At 47.1% G+C, this 23,795-nt stretch carries 20 protein-coding genes and 1 tRNA gene; 12 read left to right on the forward strand and 9 right to left on the reverse strand.

Annotated features, from left to right (window positions below; all coding sequences use genetic code 11):
* Positions 1-2 precede the first annotated feature (2 nt).
* Complete coding sequence (locus tag IEW88_RS06485; RefSeq protein WP_147903533.1) at positions 3-3,122, forward strand: efflux RND transporter permease subunit; 3,120 nt, start codon at positions 3-5, stop codon at positions 3,120-3,122.
* A 68-nt stretch (positions 3,123-3,190) separates the two neighbouring features.
* Here the strand turns inward: IEW88_RS06485 and IEW88_RS06490 are convergent, their stop codons facing one another.
* Positions 3,191-4,258, reverse strand: coding sequence for a pectate lyase (locus tag IEW88_RS06490; protein WP_147903534.1), 1,068 nt, complete (start codon positions 4,256-4,258; stop codon positions 3,191-3,193).
* Between the two features lie 264 nt (positions 4,259-4,522).
* Between IEW88_RS06490 and IEW88_RS06495 the strand changes: the two genes are divergently transcribed.
* Both IEW88_RS06495 and IEW88_RS06500 read left to right on the forward strand, forming a co-directional pair.
* On the forward strand, positions 4,523-5,875 hold the full coding sequence (locus IEW88_RS06495) for a GGDEF domain-containing protein (RefSeq protein WP_147903535.1): 1,353 nt from the start codon (positions 4,523-4,525) through the stop codon (positions 5,873-5,875).
* Positions 5,876-5,960: 85 nt separating this feature from the next.
* Entirely contained in the window at positions 5,961-6,827 is an 867-nt protein-coding gene (locus IEW88_RS06500; protein WP_147903536.1) for a hypothetical protein, read from the forward strand.
* A gap of 5 nt (positions 6,828-6,832) precedes the next feature.
* Here IEW88_RS06500 and IEW88_RS06505 read toward each other — a convergent pair whose 3' ends face one another.
* The gene (locus IEW88_RS06505) at positions 6,833-7,711 is read right to left on the reverse strand and encodes an SMP-30/gluconolactonase/LRE family protein (RefSeq protein WP_147903537.1); all 879 of its coding nucleotides are present in this window, start codon (positions 7,709-7,711) and stop codon (positions 6,833-6,835) included.
* A 156-nt stretch (positions 7,712-7,867) separates the two neighbouring features.
* Complete coding sequence (locus tag IEW88_RS06510; protein ID WP_147903538.1) at positions 7,868-8,743, reverse strand: dioxygenase family protein; 876 nt, start codon at positions 8,741-8,743, stop codon at positions 7,868-7,870.
* 232 nt (positions 8,744-8,975) lie between these two features.
* On the opposite strand from IEW88_RS06510, the gene IEW88_RS06515 reads away from it, so the two are divergent.
* Positions 8,976-9,227, forward strand: coding sequence for a hypothetical protein (locus tag IEW88_RS06515; protein WP_147903539.1), 252 nt, complete (start codon positions 8,976-8,978; stop codon positions 9,225-9,227).
* 6 nt (positions 9,228-9,233) lie between these two features.
* Entirely contained in the window at positions 9,234-10,463 is a 1,230-nt protein-coding gene (locus tag IEW88_RS06520) for a S41 family peptidase (RefSeq protein WP_147903540.1), read from the forward strand.
* A gap of 39 nt (positions 10,464-10,502) precedes the next feature.
* Here IEW88_RS06520 and IEW88_RS06525 read toward each other — a convergent pair whose 3' ends face one another.
* The 4 genes from IEW88_RS06525 to IEW88_RS06540 form a co-directional block, all read right to left on the reverse strand.
* On the reverse strand, positions 10,503-10,988 hold the full coding sequence (locus IEW88_RS06525; RefSeq protein ID WP_147903541.1) for an arsinothricin resistance N-acetyltransferase ArsN1 family B: 486 nt from the start codon (positions 10,986-10,988) through the stop codon (positions 10,503-10,505).
* Positions 10,989-11,204: 216 nt separating this feature from the next.
* Positions 11,205-12,311 carry a phosphoribosylaminoimidazolesuccinocarboxamide synthase gene (locus IEW88_RS06530; protein WP_147903542.1) on the reverse strand — a complete coding sequence of 369 codons (1,107 nt, stop codon included), beginning with the start codon at positions 12,309-12,311 and terminating at the stop codon, positions 11,205-11,207.
* 101 nt (positions 12,312-12,412) lie between these two features.
* The gene (locus IEW88_RS06535) at positions 12,413-12,706 is read right to left on the reverse strand and encodes a type II toxin-antitoxin system RelE/ParE family toxin (RefSeq protein ID WP_147903543.1); all 294 of its coding nucleotides are present in this window, start codon (positions 12,704-12,706) and stop codon (positions 12,413-12,415) included.
* Positions 12,699-12,941: a type II toxin-antitoxin system ParD family antitoxin gene (locus IEW88_RS06540; protein WP_147903544.1), complete on the reverse strand. Its 243-nt coding sequence runs from the start codon at positions 12,939-12,941 to the stop codon at positions 12,699-12,701. The genes IEW88_RS06535 and IEW88_RS06540 overlap by 8 nt, the downstream gene beginning before the upstream one ends.
* A gap of 426 nt (positions 12,942-13,367) precedes the next feature.
* Between IEW88_RS06540 and IEW88_RS06545 the strand changes: the two genes are divergently transcribed.
* The 5 genes from IEW88_RS06545 (at position 13,368) to hemH (ending at position 18,953) form a co-directional block, all read left to right on the forward strand.
* Positions 13,368-14,201 carry an alpha/beta fold hydrolase gene (locus IEW88_RS06545; protein ID WP_147903545.1) on the forward strand — a complete coding sequence of 278 codons (834 nt, stop codon included), beginning with the start codon at positions 13,368-13,370 and terminating at the stop codon, positions 14,199-14,201.
* On the forward strand, positions 14,198-15,091 hold the full coding sequence (locus IEW88_RS06550; protein ID WP_147903546.1) for a GGDEF domain-containing protein: 894 nt from the start codon (positions 14,198-14,200) through the stop codon (positions 15,089-15,091). The genes IEW88_RS06545 and IEW88_RS06550 overlap by 4 nt, the downstream gene beginning before the upstream one ends.
* A gap of 158 nt (positions 15,092-15,249) precedes the next feature.
* Entirely contained in the window at positions 15,250-15,606 is a 357-nt protein-coding gene (locus IEW88_RS06555) for a hypothetical protein (RefSeq protein WP_147903547.1), read from the forward strand.
* A gap of 111 nt (positions 15,607-15,717) precedes the next feature.
* Positions 15,718-17,736 (forward strand): GGDEF domain-containing protein, encoded by a 2,019-nt coding sequence (locus IEW88_RS06560; protein WP_147903548.1) that lies wholly within the window; start codon positions 15,718-15,720, stop codon positions 17,734-17,736.
* 131 nt (positions 17,737-17,867) lie between these two features.
* On the forward strand, positions 17,868-18,953 hold the full coding sequence (hemH, locus tag IEW88_RS06565) for a ferrochelatase (protein WP_147903549.1): 1,086 nt from the start codon (positions 17,868-17,870) through the stop codon (positions 18,951-18,953).
* Between the two features lie 56 nt (positions 18,954-19,009).
* Here the strand turns inward: hemH and IEW88_RS06570 are convergent, their stop codons facing one another.
* Positions 19,010-19,657 (reverse strand): hypothetical protein, encoded by a 648-nt coding sequence (locus IEW88_RS06570; protein WP_147903550.1) that lies wholly within the window; start codon positions 19,655-19,657, stop codon positions 19,010-19,012.
* A gap of 630 nt (positions 19,658-20,287) precedes the next feature.
* Between IEW88_RS06570 and yjjJ the strand changes: the two genes are divergently transcribed.
* Complete coding sequence (gene yjjJ, locus IEW88_RS06575; protein WP_147903551.1) at positions 20,288-21,601, forward strand: type II toxin-antitoxin system HipA family toxin YjjJ; 1,314 nt, start codon at positions 20,288-20,290, stop codon at positions 21,599-21,601.
* Between the two features lie 546 nt (positions 21,602-22,147).
* Here the strand turns inward: yjjJ and IEW88_RS06580 are convergent.
* A tRNA-Arg gene (locus IEW88_RS06580) sits at positions 22,148-22,224 on the reverse strand.
* Positions 22,225-22,519: 295 nt separating this feature from the next.
* Between IEW88_RS06580 and IEW88_RS06585 the strand changes: the two genes are divergently transcribed.
* Positions 22,520-23,413, forward strand: a complete 894-nt coding sequence (locus IEW88_RS06585) for a helix-turn-helix transcriptional regulator (protein WP_185148554.1) — start codon at positions 22,520-22,522, stop codon at positions 23,411-23,413.
* The last annotated feature ends 382 nt before the right edge of the window (positions 23,414-23,795 follow it).

Raw genomic sequence — 23,795 nt, forward strand, 5'->3', positions numbered from 1 at the left:
TCATGATAAACAGCTTATTAAAAACAGCGCTGGCAAGGCCTGTGCTCATCATGCTGCTGACCTTGTTATTAGCAGCAGCCGGGCTTTGGCAGGCCATCAAGCTGCCGGTGGATGCTGTGCCTGATATCACCAATGTGCAGGTACAAATCAATACTGCTGCCGAAGGTTTTTCGCCGCAGGAAACCGAGCAGCGTATTACCTATGCCATTGAAACAGCGATGGCGGGCTTACCCAGATTGGAGTACACCCGTTCCTTATCCCGTTATGGTTTGTCACAAGTCACAGTGGTTTTTACCGAAGGCACAGATATTTACTGGGCCAGACAACAAGTGGCGGAGCGGCTGCAAAACGTCAGAAACGAACTGCCAGCCGATATAGATCCAGAAATGGGGCCTATAGTCTCAGGCCTTGGCGAGATTTTTTCCTATACAGTGAAGGTTGTGCCTGATGCGAAAAAAGCCGATGGTTCCGCTTACAACCCTGAGGATTTGCGCACTATTCAAGACTGGGTGATCCGGCCACAACTGCTGAAGGTGCCGGGTGTGACAGAAATTAACACCATAGGCGGTTATGTCCGCGAATATCAGGTCTCTCCTGATTTAGTCAAGTTACTGGCCTTTAAACTGACGCTGGATGATTTGGCCCAAGCGCTGGAACAAAACAACAGCAATGTGGGTGCAGGTTATATTGAACGCAATGGCGAGCAGTGGCTGATCCGATCGCCAGGCCAGCTGCAATCACTTGAGGATATAGCTCAGTTGGTGGTGGCCAAACGCGACGACGGCCCGGTTCGGGTGAAAGATGTGGCCGCTGTCGCTATAGGCAAACAACTGCGTACTGGCGCGGCCACTCAGGATGGTAACGAAGTCGTACTGGGCACAGTGATGATGCTGGTCGGACAAAACAGCCGCACCGTATCGCAGCAAGTTGCCAGTCGCCTTGATGAAATCAACTTACGTTTACCTTCTGGCGTGGTCGCTGAGGCCAATTACAACCGCACGACCTTAGTGGATAAAACCATCAAAACCGTGGAAACCAACTTGCTTGAAGGCGCTGTGTTGGTGGTGGTGATCCTGTTTTTGTTTCTTGGCAATGTGCGTGCTGCGTTGTTAACGGCTTTAGTGATCCCACTGAGTATGCTGTTTGCCATCAGCGGCATGGCGGCGAATAAAATGAGTGGCAACCTGATGAGTTTGGGCGCCATCGACTTTGGCCTGATTGTCGATGGCTCCGTCATAGTGGTTGAAAACTGCTTACGTCAGCTAGGTTTAGCCCAGCATCAACAAGGCCGCTTACTGACGCTAAAAGAACGTTCTGCCGTGGTGCTCCGGGCAACCAGAGAAGTGATGACCCCTGCTATGTTTGGTGTCTTTATTATCATGCTGGTGTATCTGCCGATTTTTGCCTTAAGTGGGGTTGAGGGCAAAATGTTCCAGCCTATGGCCTTTACCGTAATAGCGGCTTTGTTAGGCGCTTTGGTTTTGGCTATTACCTTTGTTCCGGCCGCTATTGCCTTGTTTGTCAGTGGTAAAGTGTCGGAAAAAGAAAATGCTCTGATGTCAGCGTTACGCCGCAGCTATCAGCCTCTGTTGGCCTGGTCGATCAAAACGCCGCTGTTGGTGTCTGGCCTGGCGATACTGCTGCTATTCAGTGCTTTATGGTCGGCCAGTAAAATGGGCTCGGAGTTTTTGCCTCAACTGGATGAGGGCGATATCGCCATGCATGCCTTGCGGATCCCTGGCACCAGTCTGAGCCAGTCGGTGCATATGCAGCTGCAATTGGAAGCCGAGATAGCGACCTTGCCGGAAGTGGCGCGGGTGTTCTCAAAAATTGGCACGCCAGAAGTGGCGACCGATCCTATGCCGCCTAATGTTGCCGACACCTTTATCATTCTGAAAAACCAGCAGGACTGGCCCAATCCGGCCAAAACCCGTGCTGAATTTGACGAAGAACTGCGCCAGTTAGTGGAGCAAATTCCGGGTAATAAATACGAGTTTACCCAGCCTATCGAAATGCGTTTTAACGAGCTCATTGCCGGGGTGCGTACCGACGTTGCTGTGCGGGTTTATGGTGATGATCTGGATACGCTAGCCGAAGTGGGTGAACAAGTTGCTGCTGTGCTTGCTGCAGTGCCGGGCGCTGAAGATGCCCGGATGGAACAAGCCACAGGCTTACCTTTATTATCGATAGAGCCGCAGCGGGATCATTTAGCTTTGGTCGGCATGGACGTGGCGCAAATGCAGCAGTTAATTCAAACCGCTATCGGCGGACGGCAGGTTGGGTTGATGTACGAAGGCGATAAACGCTTCAAGCTGATGCTGCGTTTACCGGAGGAGTTACGGCAAGACCCGGCGGCTTTGGCACGTATTCCTGTCACTTTGCCTTTGGATGACTCGCCTGAACTACGGTATGTGCCGTTGGGTGAAATTGCCACCATTAAGGAAATTACCGGCCCCAATCAAATCAATAGGGAAAGCGGTAAACGTAATGTGGTGGTGACTGCCAATGTCACAGACCGCGACCTGGGCAGTTTTATCGCCGAAGTGCAGCAACGTATGCAGCAATTGCCTCTGCCGGAGGGATACTGGCTGGATTATGGCGGTACGTTCAAGCAGTTACAGTCAGCAACGGAGCGTTTAAGCATAGTGGTGCCTCTGACTTTGTTGCTGATTATTGGCCTTTTGTATGGTGCACTGAACTCAGTGCGGGACACTTTGGTGGTCTTTAGCGGTATACCGCTGGCGCTGACTGGTGGTGTCTTTGCGCTGCTGCTGCGCGATATGCCGTTGTCTATCTCAGCCGCTATTGGCTTTATTGCTTTATCAGGTATAGCGGTACTCAACGGCATAGTGTTGGTCAGTTTTATCCGCCAGTTGCGTGAGCAGGGCATGGAGTTGTTGGCTGCATTGGAGCAAGGCGCATTGTCGCGGTTAAGGCCTGTAATGATGACCGCTTTGGTCGCCAGTTTAGGTTTTGTGCCTATGGCCTTTAATACTGGCACAGGCGCTGAAATTCAGCGGCCTTTAGCGACAGTAGTCATAGGTGGTATTATCAGCTCCACCTTATTAACCTTGCTGGTGCTGCCGGCTTTGTACCGGCTGGCGAATTTCAGAAAGGCTTAAACATAAAATTGGGGTCAGATCACACTAGTTATGCGTAACTAATGTGATCTGATCCCATTTTCAATAAATTACAGCTTAGTCACGTCCGATTTGCTGACATTACAGCTGGCGCTGTTCCAGTATTCTTTGTCTTTCACCGATTTACCCTGACCTTTTTTCACACCGGTATAGTGTTCACAGACCGGCGGTTTGCCTGCTGCATAGTCTTTAATTTTCAGATTACGGATAGTCGCCACATCTTTGTAGTTGCTGTTAACCCCGGCAATACTGCCAATTTTGCCGTTAATGGTTACCCCTGAAATCGTCAGATAACGTGGGCCACCATTGTCAGTGCAGTCTCCGCACGAACGCCATAACTTACCGTTTTCGCCGGTTAGCGTGAAGTTACCTGTCAGCACTGTGGTACTGTTTTTTGAGTTCTGCTGAAATACTTTATCGGGTTTACCTCCAGGGCCATTGGCACTGTTAAAAGCCATACCGCCTTTGACTGTCATCGTCTTGCCATTATTAGTGGCGGCATCTTCACAGATATCCTCCCAGACGACGTTTTCAATGGTGCAATTGCCGCTACTGCAATGAATGCCATCAGCGCCGCCACTGGCTGAAATACGCAGATTTTTCACTGTTGCGTTCTTCAGCGTGATCACAGGTTTTTGACCTTCAGCATCGCTGGCACAACTGCTGCCCACAGTGATACCGCCACAATCTATAGTCTCGTTTTCAAAGGTAGCGCCCGCTTTACAACGACTGGCATTGGCGATAGTCGCAAAAGGCTGAATGCTCAGTGCTGGTATTGTGGCGGATAAGTTTGAAATATGCTCCTGACCATCGGCATCTATTACTTTAAGCCAGTACCAATAATCCTGCTCAGGTTCAAAGCTGCTGTCCTGTGCTACTTGCTGGTAAGGGTCTAATACGGCAATACGTTCAGCCTGTTCAAGCACACTGCTGGTGCTGCGGTAAATTTCCTGTCGGGCCACAGTTTTGACTTCGGTAGACCAACTCAGGTAAGTGGTGTTGGCTTTTTTAGTCAACATCAGTGTGGTGTTTGGCTCGCTTTGCGCTGCAACAGACAGCGACAAAGGCAATAACAGGGCACAGGATACTGCTTTGATGGAACTGCGTAGTAAGTTCATAGAACCTCCGGTTGTTGTATTCCTTGTCACATTAGTGCGTTTATTTACAATTAATAAACTTATTTGCAACCAAAATGCTCTTGTTTCCATGAGTGAAACTTTTGGCTGAAAAAGCTGTAACTCTGACGGGGGATCTCTGACTGACCTGACTTTTTTCTCCAAATCTTCTGTTTAGCGTTAAGATATAAGAACTACTTAACTGCATCACAGAAACAGATGCGGGGTCTCGGCGCTGAATTGTGCTCTGCTTTTACGGAAGTCTTTATGCAACAATGGTTTAATGCATCCTTACAGCGAAAGATCAGTGGTTTACTGGTGGTGCTGCTGTCGTTTTTATTTGTCGTCATTCTTTACTCCATTTATAAACTCAAGCTGATTGATGCCGAGATGCATGAAGTAGCGGAAATTGACGTACCGCTGACCGAGATGGTCAGTGAGCTGGAAATGATGCAGTTAAAGCAACATTTGTTGATTGAGCAATTTCGTTTAAGAGGCGATCTGGCCAAAATGGCCTTAGAACCAGAGCAGGCTTTTGCAGCGCAGCGCGATGGATTGAGGCTGATACTATCGAAAGCCGAGCAGGTGCTGACCAAAAGTTTGCAGCAACATCAGGTGCGTTTTGCAGCAGCCGAGCATCAACAGATTCTGGCCAGTATTGAACAGTTTCATCAGCAAAGTGACAGCTTTGAACAACAGCTGAAGTTGGCTTTACAACAAGGACATACTGCAGAGGAGCAATGGCTGAAGTTTGAGAAAGAAGCGGCCAATTTAGATCAAAGCATAGTGGCTATATTACGGCAGATGGAAAAGCTAACGCTCGAAGCCAGTCGTTATACCGATAAGCATGAAAATGAATTTATGTTGGTTAACACAGGACTAGGGCTTTGTGCCTTTGTTATAGGTTTGTACCTGACCTTTTATATTTTGCAGATATTTCGCCAGCGTATTGGTCGTATTCAGGCCGAAATTAAAAATGTGCATCAATCCATTGAACAGGGAGAACCTATTGCCAGCCCTGTATTCCATGAGCCACAGCATCGAGATGAACTGACGGAACTTGAACACGATTTAAAAATGATGGTGCAGCGTTTATCTGTAGAGATCAGTAACAGGCAGGAAATAGAGCAACAACTTATGGCGCTGGCGACACGAGATAAATTAACCGGCGCTTATAACCGACACAAATGGGATGAGCAGTTAAGTATGGAGCTCAGTCTGGCTGAGCGGGGCAGCGTATTTAGCATTGCGCTTCTGGACGTCGATTTTTTTAAAAAGGTCAACGATCAGTTTGGCCACCATGCAGGCGACAAAGTGCTGCAATCATTAACCGAACACATCAGCAGGCGTTTGCGCAAAACTGATAGCTTGTTTCGTTTAGGTGGTGAGGAGTTTGTGATTTTGTTACCGCAACAAAAAGCGGAAGCGGCCTGCCAGTTGGCCGAAATGCTTAGGCAACATATCGCCTGTCTGGATCAGCCTGATTTGCCGAAATTTACCGTCAGTTTTGGGGTCACCCAATATCAGCCGCAGGACGATGAAGATTCTATTCTGAAAAGGGCCGATCATGCTTTGTATCAGGCCAAGGACATGGGACGGAACAGGGTGCAGTTGGGTTAAAGATCAGCGCTTTCAGCAGTTTCTTCAGGGAGCAATAAGTGGTCAAACTCAAGCTTTAAGTATGGGTAATCGCAGGAGAATTGCTTTGTTTACAGGAAGAACATATTACTTTTTAGCGCTGTTGCTGTGCTGTTGCTGCGCCAGCGCTGCTATCCATGTGCCATCGCAGCTGGAGTTTCATCATTACGATCATGAGACGGTACAGCTGTTTAATAAAGGCACTTATCAGTCTATTAACACTGAAACTAACTATCTTTTATTTCAACACTTTTCGACCCCGGTCACAGTTCTGGAATTTCCTCTGGCTCGTACCGAGTATATGATGAATAGCGGAGCGTCCATTTGTACCATGGACAGGGTCAAGAACAACGACAGAGATGCTAAATATTTATTTTCCAAGCCTGTGAATTTCTATCTGGGCTACCGCTTATTTCAGTTGGCTGAGCTGCCGGCTGTTTCACCACAGCTGCTCACTCGTAAAGGGGAAGTGCGGAGCATAGTGCAAGTGCTGTTATCTATGCCAAAAGCAAAATTATTGGTGCCTGAGTATTTCTCTTTTGGTGATATTTTGGATCAGCAGTTGCACCAATGGCCTGAACACCAGCTGCTAAAATTTTCAACTACGCACTACCATAGTAATTTTCTGGGCATGTTTGGTTCGAAAAGAGCAGAGTTTGTCATTGCTTATCCGACCGAAATGAGCATTTTTATGAACAACAAACCAGGGCTGAAAATACGTAGCTACGGTATCGCAGATTCACCAGAGTTAATTACCAGACATATGATGTGTACAGACACAGTCAGGAACAGACTCTTTATCCAGGCAGTCGACAAGGTTTTAACTGTGCTGTATCGGGAAAAGAGCTTTTTATTGGCTCATACCCGTTATCTGGACGAGCAGAGTGCGAAGCACATCAGCCAGCTTATTCGTCAGTATGCGGCTGAGCAGTGATTACGCTATAGCTTCAGCTGAAAAGCCTGAACTGAGTTCCCGAAAAATGTCGGGATATACAAGGTTTTAGTCGCCTGATCCCAGCCAATATCTGCTGTATTCAGTTTTAAGGCTCTGGTATCGAGCAACTCTGTTATCTTGCCATCAGCGGATACGTAATAGACTAAACCTGCCCAACAACTGACAATAAAATCCCCATTGCCAACAGGCTCTAAACCATCCGCTCTCTCTGCGAATCCCACCGCTACTGGTGTAATGGCTTTGTTAGGATCCGCTAAATCGACTTTCAGCAGCTTATCGCCTGCTGCAATATACAGCTGTTCATCTACAACTTTTAAACCGTTGGCTGCAGCTACGTGCTCCAGCCAGATGCTGATCTCATTTTGCTCCAGCTTATAAATCCGGTTTTTGCGGGTGTCAGAAATGAAAACTCTACCTTGGTCATCTACAGTGACATCATTTAAAAACACCGCGTCCGGAGCAGTAATTTTCTGCAATATTTTTGCTGAAGCTATATCCACGACCACCACTTCAGTTAAATCAGCGATATAAAGTTTGTTCTGAAACACAGCCATGCCTTTCGGGGCATTTAAGCCACGCAGCCAATCTTTGTTCCGGACACTGCCGTCAGTATTTAAAACGGCGATACCGCCCATGCCATCTGCTGCGCTGCCCTGGCCATCAATTTCTGATACAAACAACAAGCGGTCAGTATTTCCGTTAGTTTGCTGCTGATACCAAAGCACAGACTCTGGCACCCGCAAATCTTTGCTGTGCCATAAGGCTGTTAATCCGGGCTCTGAAGAAATTATTTCCTCAGAGAACGCTACTGGAGTCATTAAGGCTGATAACGCAAAAAAAATCAGAGGGATAGAGCCTTTCATTGTTATGGTCCGGTTCATCAATGCAATGGTACTACCATACCCAGAGTGGTGTAAAAAGGCCAATATGGAATAATAAAGTGCAGAAAAACGCAGAACTCTGTTTCAGATATGGAATTCTAAGCCGGGCCGGTGCAACACCATGCCCGACCTTATTCTCTAGCTGATCTGAATGGTTTTATAGGCCAACAAAGAGCCGTCAGAGTTTTGCTGGTAGTCAAACAAAAACTCATCGTAACTGCTGCCAAAGACAGTGTCGCGGCCAGCACTTAATGTGGTGTCCTGAATACCGCGGCTGCTGTAGTTGGCATGAGTGGTACAAATTTCTGCAGTAAAGGCATCAGGGAAACATAACTGCGATACCACTTCATCGTTATTGTTATTGCGTACTCTGAAGTGAATATGAATAGTGCGGCCTGAGTACCAGCCAGGGAAGCAGGATTTGAAGTTGACTCTGCCGTTGCTGTCGGTAATTTGTGTGCCTCTGAACCATTTGGAACGCAAGGCCTCGCTGTCATTGCCGGTACAAAAGGAGCTGGAAAAACCACTGCTGTCACTGCTGCCACTGGTATCTCCCGAGTAAATACCTGCAACATCACAGTGCCATACTTCTACTTCCAATCCGGACACCGGGTTACAACTGTTATCTATCACTCTGAAACACAGCTGCATAGGCAAGCCAGTTTGTTCTTCAGAAATATCATCCAGCGTATCTGCTGTGAAGTAACAGGGGCCTTCGGTTAAGTTTTTGGTTAAAGCGACTGTACAGGCTGTGCCGAGCGCAAACAGGCTGTCGTCCGGGAAATTTGCTGTCATAGCTGCAGTACCTCCACTGGCCCAACTGGTGCTGCTGCCTGTTGAACCCCCAGTTGAACCACTGCTATCAGAGGAACCTGTGTCGTTGCTGGCTGTTTCAGTGCTGTCAGAGCCACCACCACAAGCCACTAAACCAATTAAAGGAATACTGGCCAGGCCTAGTCCAAGCTGTTTAATAAAACGTCGTCTGGACGGATTCTTTGATACTGCATTCTTCATGGCGGTCTGCTCCTCTGCTTTTTAGTTCATGGACTATGACGGCGCTGGGTAGAGCAGGGTTCAGAGATAAACTTAACTTTACCTTTGCAGATAAAAGCTAACATTTCCTGATGGGGATAAAGTTGGAGTATAGAAAACCAGCTTGATGCCTGAAAGCTCTTAGGTTAAGGTTTTTCTTTTATTTACAATAAGGTAACTCATGGATTGTGTTAGAAAGACAGCAGTTTTTGCAGTGGCAGTGGCCCTTTGTACTGCTGCATTACCTTTTGGTCTTAAGGCGGCTGAACCACAAGTAGTGCTGCCTGCGACAGCTCAGGGCTGGGCTGAACTTGCGCTGCAGGATATTGAAGCGGCTTATCAAATTACAGCTGAAAACCATCCGGGTATGGCTGATGCGCAGAATCCAAACTTTCACCGTCAGTTGTTGCACGCCAAAACCAATGCGTTGCTGCTGGTGCCGCAAGTGAACAGTGCCTATGGTTAAGAAGCTGTGATTGACCGTTTCAGTGCCAGTTTACAGGATGGTCATGCTGGTGCTTTTGCTGTGCTACCCGACTCAGTGAAACCTATAAGACGCTGGCCTGGCTTTAATGCCGTATGGCGTGGAAACGCCTTGTGGGTGTATCACAGCGAGCAGGCCGGTGTGGTTGCAGGAATGCAAATTGTCTCCTGTGATGGCAAGCCAGTGGAACAACTGATGAAAGACAGGGTTTTTGCTTATGCAGGCCAGGTGGGGCAGCCTGGGCACTGGTGGTCTTATGGCAGCAGATTGATGCTGGACGATGGTAATCCGTTTAATCAGCCTTTAAAGCACTGCCAGTTTGTAAAAGCTAATAAGCAAGTGGTTGAGGCCAGATTAAACTGGGCGGACCGCCCTGAATCGGCCATGCAGCACGTAGAAGCCGCTTACAACGGCGACAAGCTGCCTATAGGTTTAAGCTGGCAGCAGAAGGATATTGCCTGGATTGCGATGCCAACTTTTAGTCCTGAACCGGACGAAATCAAACAGTATGAAAGCTTGTTCATAAGTCTTGAACAACAAAGGCCAGCTTTGCTGGAAGCTAAAGCCATAGTGCTGGATTTACGCCATAATCAGGGAGGTTCTTCTTACTGGAGCAAACAGGTCGCAGAGCTTTTATGGGGCAAAGAGCGGGTAGGACCGCTGCGCACTGCCTTGTTCAGCCGTACTGAAGTCTGGTGGTTTGCATCGAAAGGTAATACCGACTACGTAAAATCTTTATACGATGTACTGAAAGAGCAAGGCCAAACTGAATCATTACCCTGGATACAAGCTGTAGGGCAGGGCATGCAACAGTCGCTGGATTCTGGTAAGGCATTTTACGTTGAAGGGGATGGGAACAACACTGATGACACACCAGCTCAAGCGGCGCAGCCTGTTGTTCTGCCTGCTCTGCAGACCCCTGTTTATGTAATTATGCCGGGGCAATGTGCCAGTGCTTGTCTGGATGCGGTGGATGTATTTACCTTATTTGAAAATACTAAGCTTGCTGGCGCAACTAGCAGTGCGGATTCCACTTATATGGACGTCAGGGTTCAGCCCGTACCTTCAGGTTTAGCGAAGGTGATTATTCCAAACAAGGTGTATGTCAACAGACCCAGAGCCAATGGTCAGTATTATACTCCGGCTTTAGCTCATAACGAGTTGGACTGGTCGACACAGGCGCTGTTAAAGAAAATAGTGGCAGATGTAAAAGATTAATATTTTCTGCTGCTTCACCTGAGGATTTTAGGTGGGCTACTAAAGCAACTTCTGCCAGTAGCCCACATCGCGCCACTGCTCAAACTTAAAGCCAACTTGTTGAAAGTGGCCGCATTTTTCAAAGCCAAATTTTTCATGCAGCGCGATGCTTTTTTCATTCGGCAAAGTGATACCGCCTATCACCAGATGCAAACCTAAAGCTTTAAGCTCAGTCAGTAACTGCTGATACAACTGACTGCCAATGCCACGAGCTGTTATGCCATCTTTAACATACACAGTGCTTTCTGCTGAAAATCGATAGGCCGAGCGTACCCGCCACTTGGTCGCATAGGCATAACCCAGCACTTCACTGTTTTGCTCCAGTACCAACCAGGGTAAGCCATCCGCTTTTACCTGCTCAATGCGTCCAGCCATTTGTGAAGTGCTAACAGCCTGCTCTTCAAAAGTGATGACTGTATTGAGCACATAGTGGTTATAAATGGCTGCAATAGCTGCTGCATCGGCTTGGGTTGCCTGGCGGATCATCGGTATCTCCATTAAATACACTGTTTTGGCTGCTTCAGATACAACAATGCCAGTCATGAGACTGGCATTGCAACATAGCCTTCGTACTTGAAGCTGCAGCTTTGTTGACTACACTGCTCACCTCAGTCGCATAGTGGCCTATGCTCCTGAGGATTCGCTTACTTGTCGTCGCGCTGCAACTCCAATTACTTTGGCTATGGCGTCAAGGTCTTACAACTATTCCGCTATCAAACCATAATCGCGGCCTAACACCTCAATTATTTCGGCTTTAGGATTAGCGGCTAACTCAATTTTACGGCCTGTAACTTTTTCCGCTATGCCAAGGTAAGTGCGGGAAATATCCATCATCACTTCCGTAGGCAAAGCATTGTCGCGGGCCAGTGCGGCACGCTCTGGCATCCGGTCTTTATTCAGTAAAATATCCGGATCAGGGAAGTTGCTCAAAAGCCACTGGCGGAAGCCTTCTTTTGATTGCTCGACAATGCTGCCATTACGCCAGCTGGCGCCATCCCAAATCCGTGAGCTGTCAGGTGTGCCTACTTCGTCCATATAAATCAGTTTGCTGTTGCCATTGGCGTCGTTGACATAACCAAATTCAAACTTGGTATCAACAAACATCTGATCCAGCACAGCTAAAGCGTCGCTGATTACGCCAAAACCTTGTTTTAACAGGGTTTCGTACAGGCTGATGTCGGAGAGTTGTTCAAAACCAAAAGCAGCGCTATGGCGTTCAATATCGGCGCGGGAAATGTTGACATCGTCCGCTTCCGGTACGCCTTCCAGGCCAGTCAAAATACCCTTGGTGGACGGAGTAATTAAAATCTCAGGTAGTTTCTGATCTTTTTGCAGGCCTTCAGGCAGAGTAATACCACAGAATTCACGTTCGCCTTTGCTGTAGGCACGCCACATAGAGCCGGTAATGTACTGACGGGCTATGGCTTCAATTTTCAGTGGACGGGCTTTTTGCACTATCCACACCAGCGGGTGCGGAATATCCAGAATATGACTGTCGGCCAGGCCATGTTGTTTAAACAAAGCAAACCAGTGATTGGATATTGCGTTTAACGCTGCGCCTTTGCCAGGCACACCGTTTAAGCCATTTTCGCCATGCCAGATGCAGTCAAAAGCACTGATGCGGTCGCTGATCACCATAATAGCCAGCGGCGTGTCTGCTGCTACAGGGTAGTTTTTTTCCCGGATCAAGCGCGCGCTGTCAGCGGCAGTCAGCCAGTACACACTACGAACTTTGCCTGAATGAACTGGTAAATCTGTACGAATAGGCAAGTCGTCATTGACCGCCAGGACCTGAGTTGCAAGAGTCATCTTCACTTCTTCTGTGGCTGAAAAAAGGCGCGGTGGAGTTTAACAGAAAGTGTGGGTGAACTGAATCGGTCTGGCGCATAGCTTTGGGGTAAAAATGACGGCTATAGCTCAAAGAAATGCTTCATGGGCTCCATCTGTTGATGCAGTATTCTGATCACAAAAATATCGTTTTCGCGTTTTCGATAAAAAATGGCGTGCCGTTGGTGATCATGTCGACGCACCCCTGAAGCAATTTCCGGGCAGTCATGGCCCATAAGTGGTGAGCTGTAAAGAAGGTGAAAGGTGTTTTCCAACTGGCTGGTGTATATGTCTGCCTGACAAACGCCAAAGTTAAGCAACGTATATTCGTAGATAGCAGTGAAATCTTCCACAGCTAGCTTAGAAAGTTTATACATTGTGTTTCCGTTTTAGCTCAGCGGCTATGTCTTGCAGGCTCAGATCACTTTCTCCGCTCTTTTCACCCGCTTCAACAGCATTTCTGAGTGCTGTTGTCTGATTTTCTTGCTGTTCCAACAAGCGCAAGGCCGAACGAACAACTTCACTGGTTGAACCATATCGCCCTGATTCGATCAGTTTTCCTACAAAATCATCCAGTTGAGAACCTATAGTAATGCTCGTTGTTCTGGCCATGAATAATTACCACTGTGTTAATAGATAACACTAGCCTAGCACTGCCAAGGGCCTGCTTCAAGTGAAGAGCTTTATTCCTGAATATGATTAGAGGATGGTCGTCTTAAGTTTCAAAATAACTGCGTTCGTGGTTATTCTGCTATTTTTTGTTGGGGTAGGTAGCAAACTTACAAGAACGCATAAATAACCTGGTGTTAGAGTGTTAACACCAGATTCAGCAATAAGACGCAAGGCATTAAAAGGCCCTGCCACGTAAAAACAAGATCAGCCGAAAACAGCTACTCACGGGACAAATTACTGTTTTATATCTTTTTTTTATCACACTAAAGGAGTAATTTGTCTGGCCATATTCTAAGGCTGTATTTGTAGTACTATTGTTGTGGCTAAGTTCAATGCCATTTAAGCATGCACTACATGGAGTTTTTTATGCCTGCAAATGACGACGTCATCCGCAGAAACAATGTCCAGATAATAGGCTCTGGTCAGCAGGTCATGCTGATGGCGCATGGTTTTGGTTGTAACCAGCTGATGTGGCGTTTTTTAACACCTGAACTAATCAACCAGTACAAAATAGTGCTGTTTGATTATGTCGGTTCCGGCGCGTCCAATTTGGAGGCTTATTCCAGGCAAAAGTATGCCGATCTGGAAGGGTATGCCCAGGACATTATCGATATCTGCACCAGGCTGGATTTACAGAATGTGGTGCTGGTTGGCCATTCGGTGAGCAGTATCATCAGTTTGATTGCAGCGCAGCACATACCACAGCGCATTCATAGCCTGGTGATGGTGTGCCCGTCGCCTTGTTTTTTAAATCATCCGCCGGATTATCTGGGTGGTTTTAATCGCGAAGACTTAACCGAACTAATTGATTTAATGGATAAAAACTATATTGGCTGGGCCCAGTATCTGGCCCCGCTGGTGGCGGGCAACGCTGATACAAACTTTGTAAGCAATGAGCTTGCCGAAAGCTTCTGCAGCACCAACCCCATCACAGCAAAAAACTTTGCCAAAGCTACTTTTTTCTCGGACTACCGCTCTTTATTGCCACTAAATAACCACCCTGTGTTGCTGCTGCAAAGCCAAACTGACGCTCTGGCGTCTTTGTTTATCGGCGACTATATGCATAAACACACTCCAAAAAGTGTATTGCAGGTAGTAGAGGCCAAAGGCCATTGCCTGCATATGACGCATCCACAGCAGGTGGCTGGCCATATTCAACTTTTTATGCAGTCCTTACCGCCAGGTAAAAGCACAGTATGACGGCTGAATTTGCTCTGGACGATTTTCCCACTGGTTTAGTGGTGACCACCCTTGAAGATCGCGAAATCCTGTTCGCTAATCAGTATTTTTATCAGGTCAGCCAGCAAGAGCCACAAAGCGGCGCCCGTATTGGTTTGGTATTTAATGCCGCGTCCAAAATTGTCATCGAAAGTTTTGTTATGCCTATGCTGCTGCATCAGGGTTACTGCGCAGAAATCCAGTTAACCCTTGAAACCAAAGCCGCTGAGCCTGTGCCAGTGCTGGTGAATGCCCGTGTTGTTGAAGGTGAGCGCAAATTGATTTACTGGGTGATCAGCACAGCACAACAGCGTGACAGCTTGTATCAGGAACTGGTGAACCTGCGAAACGATTTAGAGCAGCGCGCCGAAAAGCTGGAAGTGTTGTCGCAAACCGACGAGCTGACTGGTTTGCTGAATCGCAGAGCTTTTGTCTCCAGAGCTACGACTCTGATCAAACAGGGGCTGCGTCACAAGATGTCTTATTCCTTCTTTATGATTGACATAGACAACTTTAAACAAATCAACGACCAGCATGGCCACGACGTTGGAGATAATGTATTGCATCAGGTAGGGCAATGGCTGGCCAGTAACAGCAGAGCAAACGACATTCTGGCCCGGATTGGCGGCGAAGAGTTTGCCATTATCACGCTGAACCAAAACCATGAATCCCCTATCCAATTTGCCGAAAGAGTACTGACGCTACTTCGAGCCGAAAAAATACAGGGTATAGAAGTCACAGTCAGCGTTGGCCTGGCAGTTTCCGCCAAAGCCAGTTTTGAGCAGCTATACAAAGGCGCAGATATTCTGTTGTACGAAGCAAAAAACCAGGGCCGTAACAGACTGGTGTGGCGGGATATGGATAAAGACTGAAGTTTTGTCAGTCAAGCTGATGAATTAAAATCTGAATACGTGTATCAAAGCATGCGAGGCCACTTCCTGCTTGCGGACTCTCTTGGTCGCTCAGGAAGTCAAAGAGTAATGCATTAAAATAAAGCGAAATGCTTTGGTCAGATGGCGGGTACATGTCAATGAAATTCAAGCAACTGATAATAGGTTCAAAATTAATTGAAGCGGTAGGTGAAAATCTACAAGGCTATGTTTGGGGAAGGGATAGTCGATATCTGGATTCCCTTTTTCTCACTTTTGATACGGGAATACTAAAGATCTACAATCCTGCATGTCTGCTTTGTGACAGTGGTCAGTCAGTAGGATTAGGCTCAATAATTGGTCTTGTTGTTACAGATAGCTTCGTTTTTTCAGATGAACTTACATTAGTATTGGATCACAAAATATTAGTACGTGTGTCGCTAAGAGAGGAAGATTGTATTGGACCTGAGGCAGCAGTTTTTCAAGCTGTTTCGGGTGATATTGTTGTATTTAATTAACTACGCTATGTCATTTAAAACTGCATCAAATGACACTGTTTTGTTGTTTTATCGACCTAAAGGTGCTGCTCCTGCTACACTCTTGGAAACTTTCATCCAAAGACCTATCTGATGGTAACAATTGCAGTAAAAACAATACTTTTACTTGGTTCGTTACTGGCTTGTGCGCTGTACTCTGTCGCGGCTGCTGAGAGCACTGAGGTGACTGAAGCTCAGTTAAAACAGCAACCTAAGTATCCGGATGATTTTTACGACAGGCCTTACGCTGAGCGTGTTACCTGGTTGCAACAGCAACTGGCGCAAGCCTCCGATGCTGCGCGGCGTTATCAGTTAGGCAGCAGCCTTGGGTTTCAGCATTTTTCTGCCTATGCCAATGAGCCATTACGTCAGGCTTGCGCCCAAACCCCACCTCAGGCTTTTGATCTGGATTACCGATTCATCTGCACCTCGGTCAATGGTCTGGACTACGACAGCAATATGCGTGATTTGATGGCTTTATACGATGATGCAATAGCCGCCGCCAACATAGATTTGGCGACTCAGGTGTTGTCGGGTATGGCCTGGAAGCAATCTGAGCATGGGGATATTACCAGTGCCTTTCGCAGTTACGGGGTGGCCTTGTCTTTGGCTAACCAGGCCAGTCCTGAAGCTTTGAATGATGTGATGTTAAATACCGCCGCTTTGTATGTGATGCACGGCGATCAGAGGTATATCGAAAAAGGAGTGCAATTACAGAAAGAGGCTATTGAGCGACTGGAGCAGTTAGTTCAGCAAAAATCTGATGCGATGGATTTAGACTATGCCAGCCAGATCATTGGTTTAACTCAGCATAATGTCGGCGTGGCTTATGCGTTGCATTTATTTGATTATCAGCAGGCGCTCGACTGGTTTGGTAAGGTGAAACCTGAGCATACCGAGGTATGGCGTTCTGCGTTGGTGTTTTCTGCCTTGTCTGCGGCTGAACTAGGCCAAAAAGACAAGGCCGCAGACTTTGTTGCTAAGTCCGCATCTGCAACAAACAGCAGTGAAATTAACTCAGATTATCTGGACTGTTACCTGCAGTTAGTGCAGATGAAAACAGGCCACAGCGGTGAGCTAAAGCTGTGCCAGCAGTTGGATGCGCAAGCACCTTTGGAGGTGCGGCTGGATATTTATAAACGACTGGCGGCTATGTCAGAGCCGGAGTGGCGGTTGCTGGGGCTGGAAAAGCTGCATGGCTTATTTGTCAGCACTTTGGAGTCACAACTGAAACAAAGTTCGTCTCAGGCCGCGTCGCATACCGAGTTAAGTCGGTTAGAACTGGAATCTGATCTCAAAACTGAACTGTTGGAAACAGAGCTGTCACTGAAAAAAGTCGAGCAGGAAAAACGCCAGAGTCAGACGCTGCTCACTATGGCGACCATGCTGATTTTAGTGCTGGTGATCCTGGCTGTGGCTATCCAGCTTGGGCAAAAACGTAAACTGGCGCGGCAGTATAAGTTGCTCAGCGTACGTGATGGTTTAACCGGCTTACATAACAGGCGTTACTTTGAACAGAATATTGAACGGGAGCTAAGTTTTGTCCGGCGCTGCCAGCAGCAAGGACGGCCAACGACCTTGGCATTTTTTCTATTTGATATTGATTTTTTCAAGAAAATCAACGATCTCTATGGCCATCAGTCAGGTGATGAAGTGCTGATTGAATTCTCCAGACGTATCACTACAGTGATCCGTGACACTGATTTATTGATCCGCTGGGGAGGTGAGGAGTTTTTGTTAGTAGCCCGAACCGAGCAAGCTTCAGATCCACATCAGATGGCTGAACGGATCCGACAAGTGATTTGTCAGCAGCCTTTTGTGGTTGCAGCACAGCAGCAGCTTGATGTTAGTTGCACCATTGGGGTGTCTGTTTATCCTTGCGTTGAACCAGGCCAGCAGAAGCTGGACTGGGGCAATTTAGTGCAATTGGCGGACGCGGCTTTGTATCTGGGTAAACAAAAACAGCGGAATTGTTGGGTTTGCGTTGATTCTATTGCAGACTCAGCCCGGATAGCCGACGTACTGCAGCAAGGACTGGAGACATCCGCACAACAGCAGCAAATTAGCCTGACCAGTCAGTTTGAGCTGACTACAGCGTCTGAAAGAGCCTGAGGTTCAGGCTCTTGCGCATTGCTGCGAGCAGATCCTGAAAAAATCTCTATCCGGCTGATTTTTCTGGTAAACCTTTTCCGTTGAATTGGCGTAAACTAAGGCCACTTAGCCGGAAGAGTCATGGATTTGCGATGCGTTATATCAATACCCCGAACTACGACCACAAGCAAAACGACAAGATTGGTATTTTACTGACCAACTTAGGTACGCCTGATGAGCCAACACCTAAGGCGCTGAAACGTTACCTGAAGCAGTTTTTATCAGACCCTCGCGTAGTTGAAGTGCCACGTTTATTATGGTGGCTGATCTTAAACTGCGTGATTTTGCAAATCCGTCCCCGGCGCTCAGCCAAAGCTTATGCCACAGTCTTTACTGAAAAAGGCTCGCCGCTGCTGTTTAATACGCAAGCGCAAAGTGATGCTATTGCTGCTCAGTTGCAGCAGCAAGGTGTGCAGAATGTAGTAGTTGATTTTGCCATGCGTTATGGCAACCCAAGTTTTGATACTGTGCTGGATAAGATGTTTGCGCAGGGTGTGCGTAAGTTATTGGTGTTGCCGTTGTATCCACAGTATTCGGGCTCTACTTCAGCTTCGACCTTCGATGAGCTGGCCGCTAACTTTATGCGTCGGCGCTGGTTACCTGATTTACGTTTTATCTCACATTACCCTGACTACGCACCTTTTATTCGTGCTGCAGCGGAAAAAATTCGCCAGCACTGGCAACAACATGGCCAGGCCGACAAACTGATGTTGTCTTATCATGGTATTCCAAAGCGGTATTTACTCAATGGCGACCCGTATCACTGTGAATGCTATAAAACCTCGCGTTTAATTGCAGAGGAGTTGGGGCTGAGTAAAGATCAGTACCTCACCACTTTCCAGTCGCGTTTTGGCCGCGAGGAATGGCTCAAACCTTACACAGACGAAACCTTAAAGGCGCTGCCAGCTCAGGGCGTAAAAAGTGTTCAGGTATTTTGCCCTGGTTTTGCTGCCGATTGCCTGGAAACCATTGAAGAAATTGGCGAAGAAAATAAAGAGTATTTCTTGCACGCCGGTGGTGAGCGCTACGAGTACATCACAGCACTGAATGCAGAACCCGCGCATATCGACGCGTTGTGTCAGCTGATTAAAGACAATCTGCACGGCTGGCAGGTTGAGGCTGATGCGCAGCGGGCTGTGAGGGCTGAGGCGTTGCGGACGGAGAAGTATCCAGGCTAAGTTGTTGGCTGATAGTAAGGGGCCAGCTTTAAAAGTGGCCCTCAGTTTTATCCCGCTTAATTCTCCATCTCTTTGACAAGGCTCGTCATGGAATAGACCATGGTCTCGTAGTCAGCCTGACGTTGAACCATAATGTCTGGTGTGAAACTGCCTTTAGGTGGTGTTTTGTATAATTCCCTTTCAATATCACCGGGTCGTTCAGCGACTGAGGAGTTATGAAAATATCTCGGATGCAATTTGTTGTTGTAACTTTTTATTTGCTCAATGATTTCTTCTTTTGACAAACCCGCTTCGATAGCGCGCTCATAAATTTCAATGCGATCATTGGTTTGTTTATCTATTTCTTTTTCGTAGCTAAGCCAGGTTTGATAATCCAACACCTTATTGTCCGCAGGCCAACGCGGTGGCAAGGTCGTGAAGTCAATTGTTTGTCCTCCGCGCCCATACACCATCTCCTCCAAAGCGCTTGAGGGTTGTGGTGGTATTCTGTGTGACGTTGAACCAAAACCATCAGGAATTCTTATGTCTTTTGCAGATGCCCCAGATGCTGAGGCTTTTAGCGCCTTATCCGATAAGGTGACTACTGAGCTTGGAGTATCTTTCGCCTTGCTCTCGGTCGTCTTTAAATCTGTGCCCTGAGTTAAGTAATGTGACAGTTTCTCTATCTGATTCCTTGGGGGGACTCCGCCTAAAATATTCATCATCAGCTCCTGTTAAATATGCTGCTGATTTGAAGCAATCTTTGTACCCTTTATCCTTGCTTTAACAAATGTTCACAGTTGTGTTGGTCAACTGATGGTTGACGAAGTTCGAACCTTAGGGGACCGCAAACAATCAGGACTTGAACCTGAGACCTCTGCCTCCGGGGGGCAAGATGGGAATGAAGTTGTATATTCAATATTTATATAATAACAGTGGCTTAGGTTGTTTTTGTGGGGTTTATGAATGGTTTTATTCTAGGATGAAACACCATTTAATGCCGATAAAAGCTACAAAATCTACAGGCGATCAAAAATTTATGCCACATTGAAAATTAACCGTCTACCCGACGTCGGTTTCAAAAATCACCACTCATGTTGCAGTACCTAAAAGAAAGAATGAGAAGCAGCCTGAAAGTAAGGCGCGCTCGGGTTACTCATATTGAAATCAGTGACTAAACCAGCCGCCAAATACACGAGAGATTAGAAATCTTAATCAGTTCTCAGTGTTATATATTGCCCCAAGTGACATGCTGGAAATGTAAGCGAAAATTGATGCAAATTTTGGTGCAAGAATTGATGCAATAATTATGCTAAGCTCTTATAGTTAATTGAAAATAAGAGAATTATACTGCCATGGCTAGTTCAGTTATTGATGCAATTTTTGAGTTCTTGCGACGTAATCCCGCCAGTTCAACTGAGCTTGCAAGCTTTTGTGATTGCGATCGCTCAACTGTGACTCGTCAACTAAAACTGCTTGAAACAAAACTAGTTGCGACAGGCCGCGCTCGCTCTACCCGTTATTATCTGCGCCGGGGCTATGATTCCGACACTGCACTTTATCGTGTCAGTGAAGCAGGCCATGCCGAACATTTTGGCACTATGGTCGCAGTGATGCCCAATGGCTATGTTGTGAAAACATCTGGCGATGTCGATTATGTTTATTACGACGATTTACCTTGGTGGTTACAAGACTTGCGCCCTCAGGGCTTTCTGGGCCGAAATCTGGCCAAGGCTCTGTTTAAGAGGGGGATAGTAGTTACTGATGATATTGATTACTGGAAAGATCAGGACATTTTTCAGGCACTGGTGCATGCAAAAGGCGATTCGCCGGGAAACCTGTTGATTGGCCAATTGAGTTATCAGGAATGGCTACAGCATGAACCCGTCGCTTTATCAGAAGATGACTTTAACAGACTGGCAGCGGATGCGATGGCTGGAGAAGTGGTTGGTTCTTCCGCCGGTGGAGAGCAACCTAAGTTCTGTGCTTATGTCGATGGCAAGCATAGGTTGGTGAAGTTCACAGAGCCAGTAGTCAATGCGAATAGCCAGCGCTGGGCTGATTTGTTGCTTGCGGAATACCTTGCTTTAAAAACCTTGGCGGGATCTGGGATCACGGCTACCAACTCAACAATCATCAGGCGTGAACAGCGTACTTTTTTAAGTTGTGAGCGGTTTGATCGCATAGGTGTGTTAGGCCGCAAAGGTTTAGTTTCTCTGCGTATGGTGGACATGCAATTTGTTGGGAAGCCAGCAGAATGGCCTGTCATAGCGCAGTATTTGTTGCAGGATAAACGCATCAGTGCGGCAGATGCGGAGGCTATCACCGTGATTTGGTGTTTTGGTCGTTTGATTGCCAACACAGATATGCACACAGGTAACCTGTCGTTTTATTTGTCAAAAGACATGTCACTTTCATTGGCGCCTGTATACGATATGCTGCCGATGGCATTTGCACCTTTACGAAGTGGTGCTATGGCCTCTACTCATACCTTATCTGTTACCGCGGAAGCCCAGGGTAAGCACTGGCGTCAAGCTTATGCCATGGCAGAGCAGTTTTGGGGCGAATTAGCAAAGCATGCTGATATCTCATCAGAGTTCAGAGGTATAGTTCAATCGATGCAAATTGAACTGCAGAATAAAAAACAGCTGATTGAGCGGATGGCTTAAGTGGTGCAAAGATGAGCTTTAGTTTGGAGTTATTTGGTATGGCCCTCGTAGGTCTTTAATCATGCCCAAACTCATCCCTGCTTTGGATCTTTAAAACGTTCTGTCAGAAATAAAAAAACACTTGAGTTGCCTTTAGGCGTTTGATTCGTATGGCGTGCCCATCAGGATTACTCGGCGCTTCCTGCGTCTCGCCCTGTTGGGCGTCGCTGTGCTCCGTCCCAAAAGGCTATCCTGCATGCTACTCGTATCATCCTGATACTCACCCTTACGGGCCAGCGGAGCTGTTCCAGTTTGCTCCCGGCAAACTGGTGGTCGAACGGCGCGTTCAAATAGGACAGGGTGCCAAAAACACAAAAACCACCTTACGGTGGTTTTCTTATGTTTGGTGCACCCGCCGGATTACTCGGCGCTTCCTGCGCCTCGCCCTATCGGGCCGTCTTCGCAAGCGAAGACGTTCAAAAACGCTCCCGGCGTTTTTGTCGAATAAGGTCCGACTCTGCGGATGACACAAACAAAAAAACCACCTTACGGTGGTTTTCTTATGTTTGGTGCACCCGACAGGAGTCGAACCTGTGACCTCTGCCTCCGGAGGGCAGCGCTCTATCCAGCTGAGCTACGGGTGCGCAACGGTGGGCATTTTATGGGGCTTTGTGGTTATTGTCCAGCCAGCATTTGGCCTAATTCTATTGCTTGGGTTTAAAGGCACAAAAATTAACCAATGCTGGATAAAGAACTGCTTTTACCGCAGATCCTGTAGCTTTGTCCCAAAGGCAACACAATTCCCTATTTGTCATCTTGTGTGCGTGCAAAAAATATGTAACTTTCAATGGCACGGGAAGATGTTGATATCACAGTAAAACACTGTGAGATCAGATAAAAGTGTTCATGCTGGCGTTGGACGTTCGGCTTGAGGTGGGTATGGAGCCAGTAAAGGGTAAAGTGTATCGGCCTGCTTTGGGGCTGATGTTTGATGACAAAGTGATCACTGCATTTTCTAATCTTTGGCGCTGTTTAGGCAACGCTGATTTCAGCACAGCTGTGATGGATGTGCTGGATGCTGTTTGTCCTACCGATTCTTGTGGTGTGTTGGTGTTTTACACTCAGCGTAAGCCGTTGAGTTTACTGCACCGTTTTAACCCTGTGGATCGTAAAGTCTCGGCTGATATTTATTCCACCGGGCCTTATGCGCTTGACCCTCAGTACCGGCTGTTTTTAGCAGGTTGCCCTACCGGCGCTTATTGGCTGCGTGATGTAGCGCCTGATGATTTTTATTCCAGCGAATACTACGAAACCTTTTATTCCAAAACCGGCGTGGCCGATTCCGTTGATGTGTTGTGGCGTATCGATGAAGACTCGGCACTGGTATTTTTTATGCAGCGTAATATCCATAGCAGCGAATTTACCGCCGCCGATTTAACCGCGCTAAATATGGTATTACCTATTTTATCTGAAGCTTTGGCCAAACATTATCAACTAGCCGCTGCGTTGCCGCTGGCTAATCCGGATGATAAAACTCACCAACAGGTGGAATGTACCTTAAGTCATTTTGCCAGTTCTTTGCTGACCAAAAGAGAACGTGATGTGCTGCTTTATATGCTGCGTGGTTATTCGTCGGCTTTAACGGCGGAGAAGCTAAATACTTCAGATGGCACAGTGAAAATTCACCGCAAGAATATTTACCGCAAGCTGGAAATTGGCTCACAAGCTGAGCTGTTTTCGTTATTTATCAACTGTATTCCTTTTGCCCGCCCTGAAGAGAATACCGATCCACTCCAGCTCTACCAGCAAAGCCACCAACCCCTTCGTACTTGAAGCCACAACTTTATTGACTGCATGATTATTACAGAATAAGGCTCGCCCCAGTCACATAGTGTTTCTATGCTCCTAGGGTCTCGCGAGCTTGTCGCCTCGCTGTGACTGCAATTACTTTGGGGGACTATCAATACCCCTGTGGCAGTGTTTAAAAAATAAACTACTGCTTTTTAGGTAGCCTTTGTTCTGTCTGGCTGCTTTAAACCACCTGCTTCTATCCCCAACAGGATATATAAGCTTTGGCTTTTACTCTCTATTATCAAAGAGAAATCAAAACCAGACCAGGGCAGTAATAGCAAAGGCACACAGAGGCCGGTTGTTACAACGTAAGCCCGATAAAAATAATAATCACAGGCGGACATGGACCTGTAGCAACAAGCCG

This window comes from Rheinheimera tangshanensis, assembly GCF_014645135.1.
Classification (GTDB): Bacteria; Pseudomonadota; Gammaproteobacteria; order Enterobacterales; family Alteromonadaceae; genus Pararheinheimera; species Pararheinheimera tangshanensis.

Excerpts from the sequence above, each read along its gene's own strand:
- IEW88_RS06510 (WP_147903538.1), bottom strand. The coding sequence starts at position 8,743 with ATGAAGAATGCAGTATCAAAGAATCCGTCCAGACGACGTTTTATTAAA.
- IEW88_RS06535 (WP_147903543.1), bottom strand. The coding sequence starts at position 12,706 with ATGTATAAACTTTCTAAGCTAGCTGTGGAAGATTTCACTGCTATCTAC.
- IEW88_RS06490 (WP_147903534.1), bottom strand. The coding sequence starts at position 4,258 with ATGAACTTACTACGCAGTTCCATCAAAGCAGTATCCTGTGCCCTGTTA.
- IEW88_RS06545 (WP_147903545.1), top strand. The coding sequence starts at position 13,368 with ATGCCTGCAAATGACGACGTCATCCGCAGAAACAATGTCCAGATAATA.
- hemH (WP_147903549.1), top strand. The coding sequence starts at position 17,868 with ATGCGTTATATCAATACCCCGAACTACGACCACAAGCAAAACGACAAG.
- IEW88_RS06485 (WP_147903533.1), top strand. The coding sequence starts at position 3 with ATGATAAACAGCTTATTAAAAACAGCGCTGGCAAGGCCTGTGCTCATC.
- IEW88_RS06495 (WP_147903535.1), top strand. The coding sequence starts at position 4,523 with ATGCAACAATGGTTTAATGCATCCTTACAGCGAAAGATCAGTGGTTTA.
- IEW88_RS06525 (WP_147903541.1), bottom strand. The coding sequence starts at position 10,988 with ATGATCCGCCAGGCAACCCAAGCCGATGCAGCAGCTATTGCAGCCATT.
- IEW88_RS06540 (WP_147903544.1), bottom strand. The coding sequence starts at position 12,941 with ATGGCCAGAACAACGAGCATTACTATAGGTTCTCAACTGGATGATTTT.
- IEW88_RS06555 (WP_147903547.1), top strand. The coding sequence starts at position 15,250 with ATGAAATTCAAGCAACTGATAATAGGTTCAAAATTAATTGAAGCGGTA.
- IEW88_RS06585 (WP_185148554.1), top strand. The coding sequence starts at position 22,520 with ATGGAGCCAGTAAAGGGTAAAGTGTATCGGCCTGCTTTGGGGCTGATG.
- IEW88_RS06505 (WP_147903537.1), bottom strand. The coding sequence starts at position 7,711 with ATGAAAGGCTCTATCCCTCTGATTTTTTTTGCGTTATCAGCCTTAATG.
- yjjJ (WP_147903551.1), top strand. The coding sequence starts at position 20,288 with ATGGCTAGTTCAGTTATTGATGCAATTTTTGAGTTCTTGCGACGTAAT.
- IEW88_RS06550 (WP_147903546.1), top strand. The coding sequence starts at position 14,198 with ATGACGGCTGAATTTGCTCTGGACGATTTTCCCACTGGTTTAGTGGTG.
- IEW88_RS06560 (WP_147903548.1), top strand. The coding sequence starts at position 15,718 with ATGGTAACAATTGCAGTAAAAACAATACTTTTACTTGGTTCGTTACTG.
- IEW88_RS06570 (WP_147903550.1), bottom strand. The coding sequence starts at position 19,657 with ATGATGAATATTTTAGGCGGAGTCCCCCCAAGGAATCAGATAGAGAAA.
- IEW88_RS06530 (WP_147903542.1), bottom strand. The coding sequence starts at position 12,311 with ATGACTCTTGCAACTCAGGTCCTGGCGGTCAATGACGACTTGCCTATT.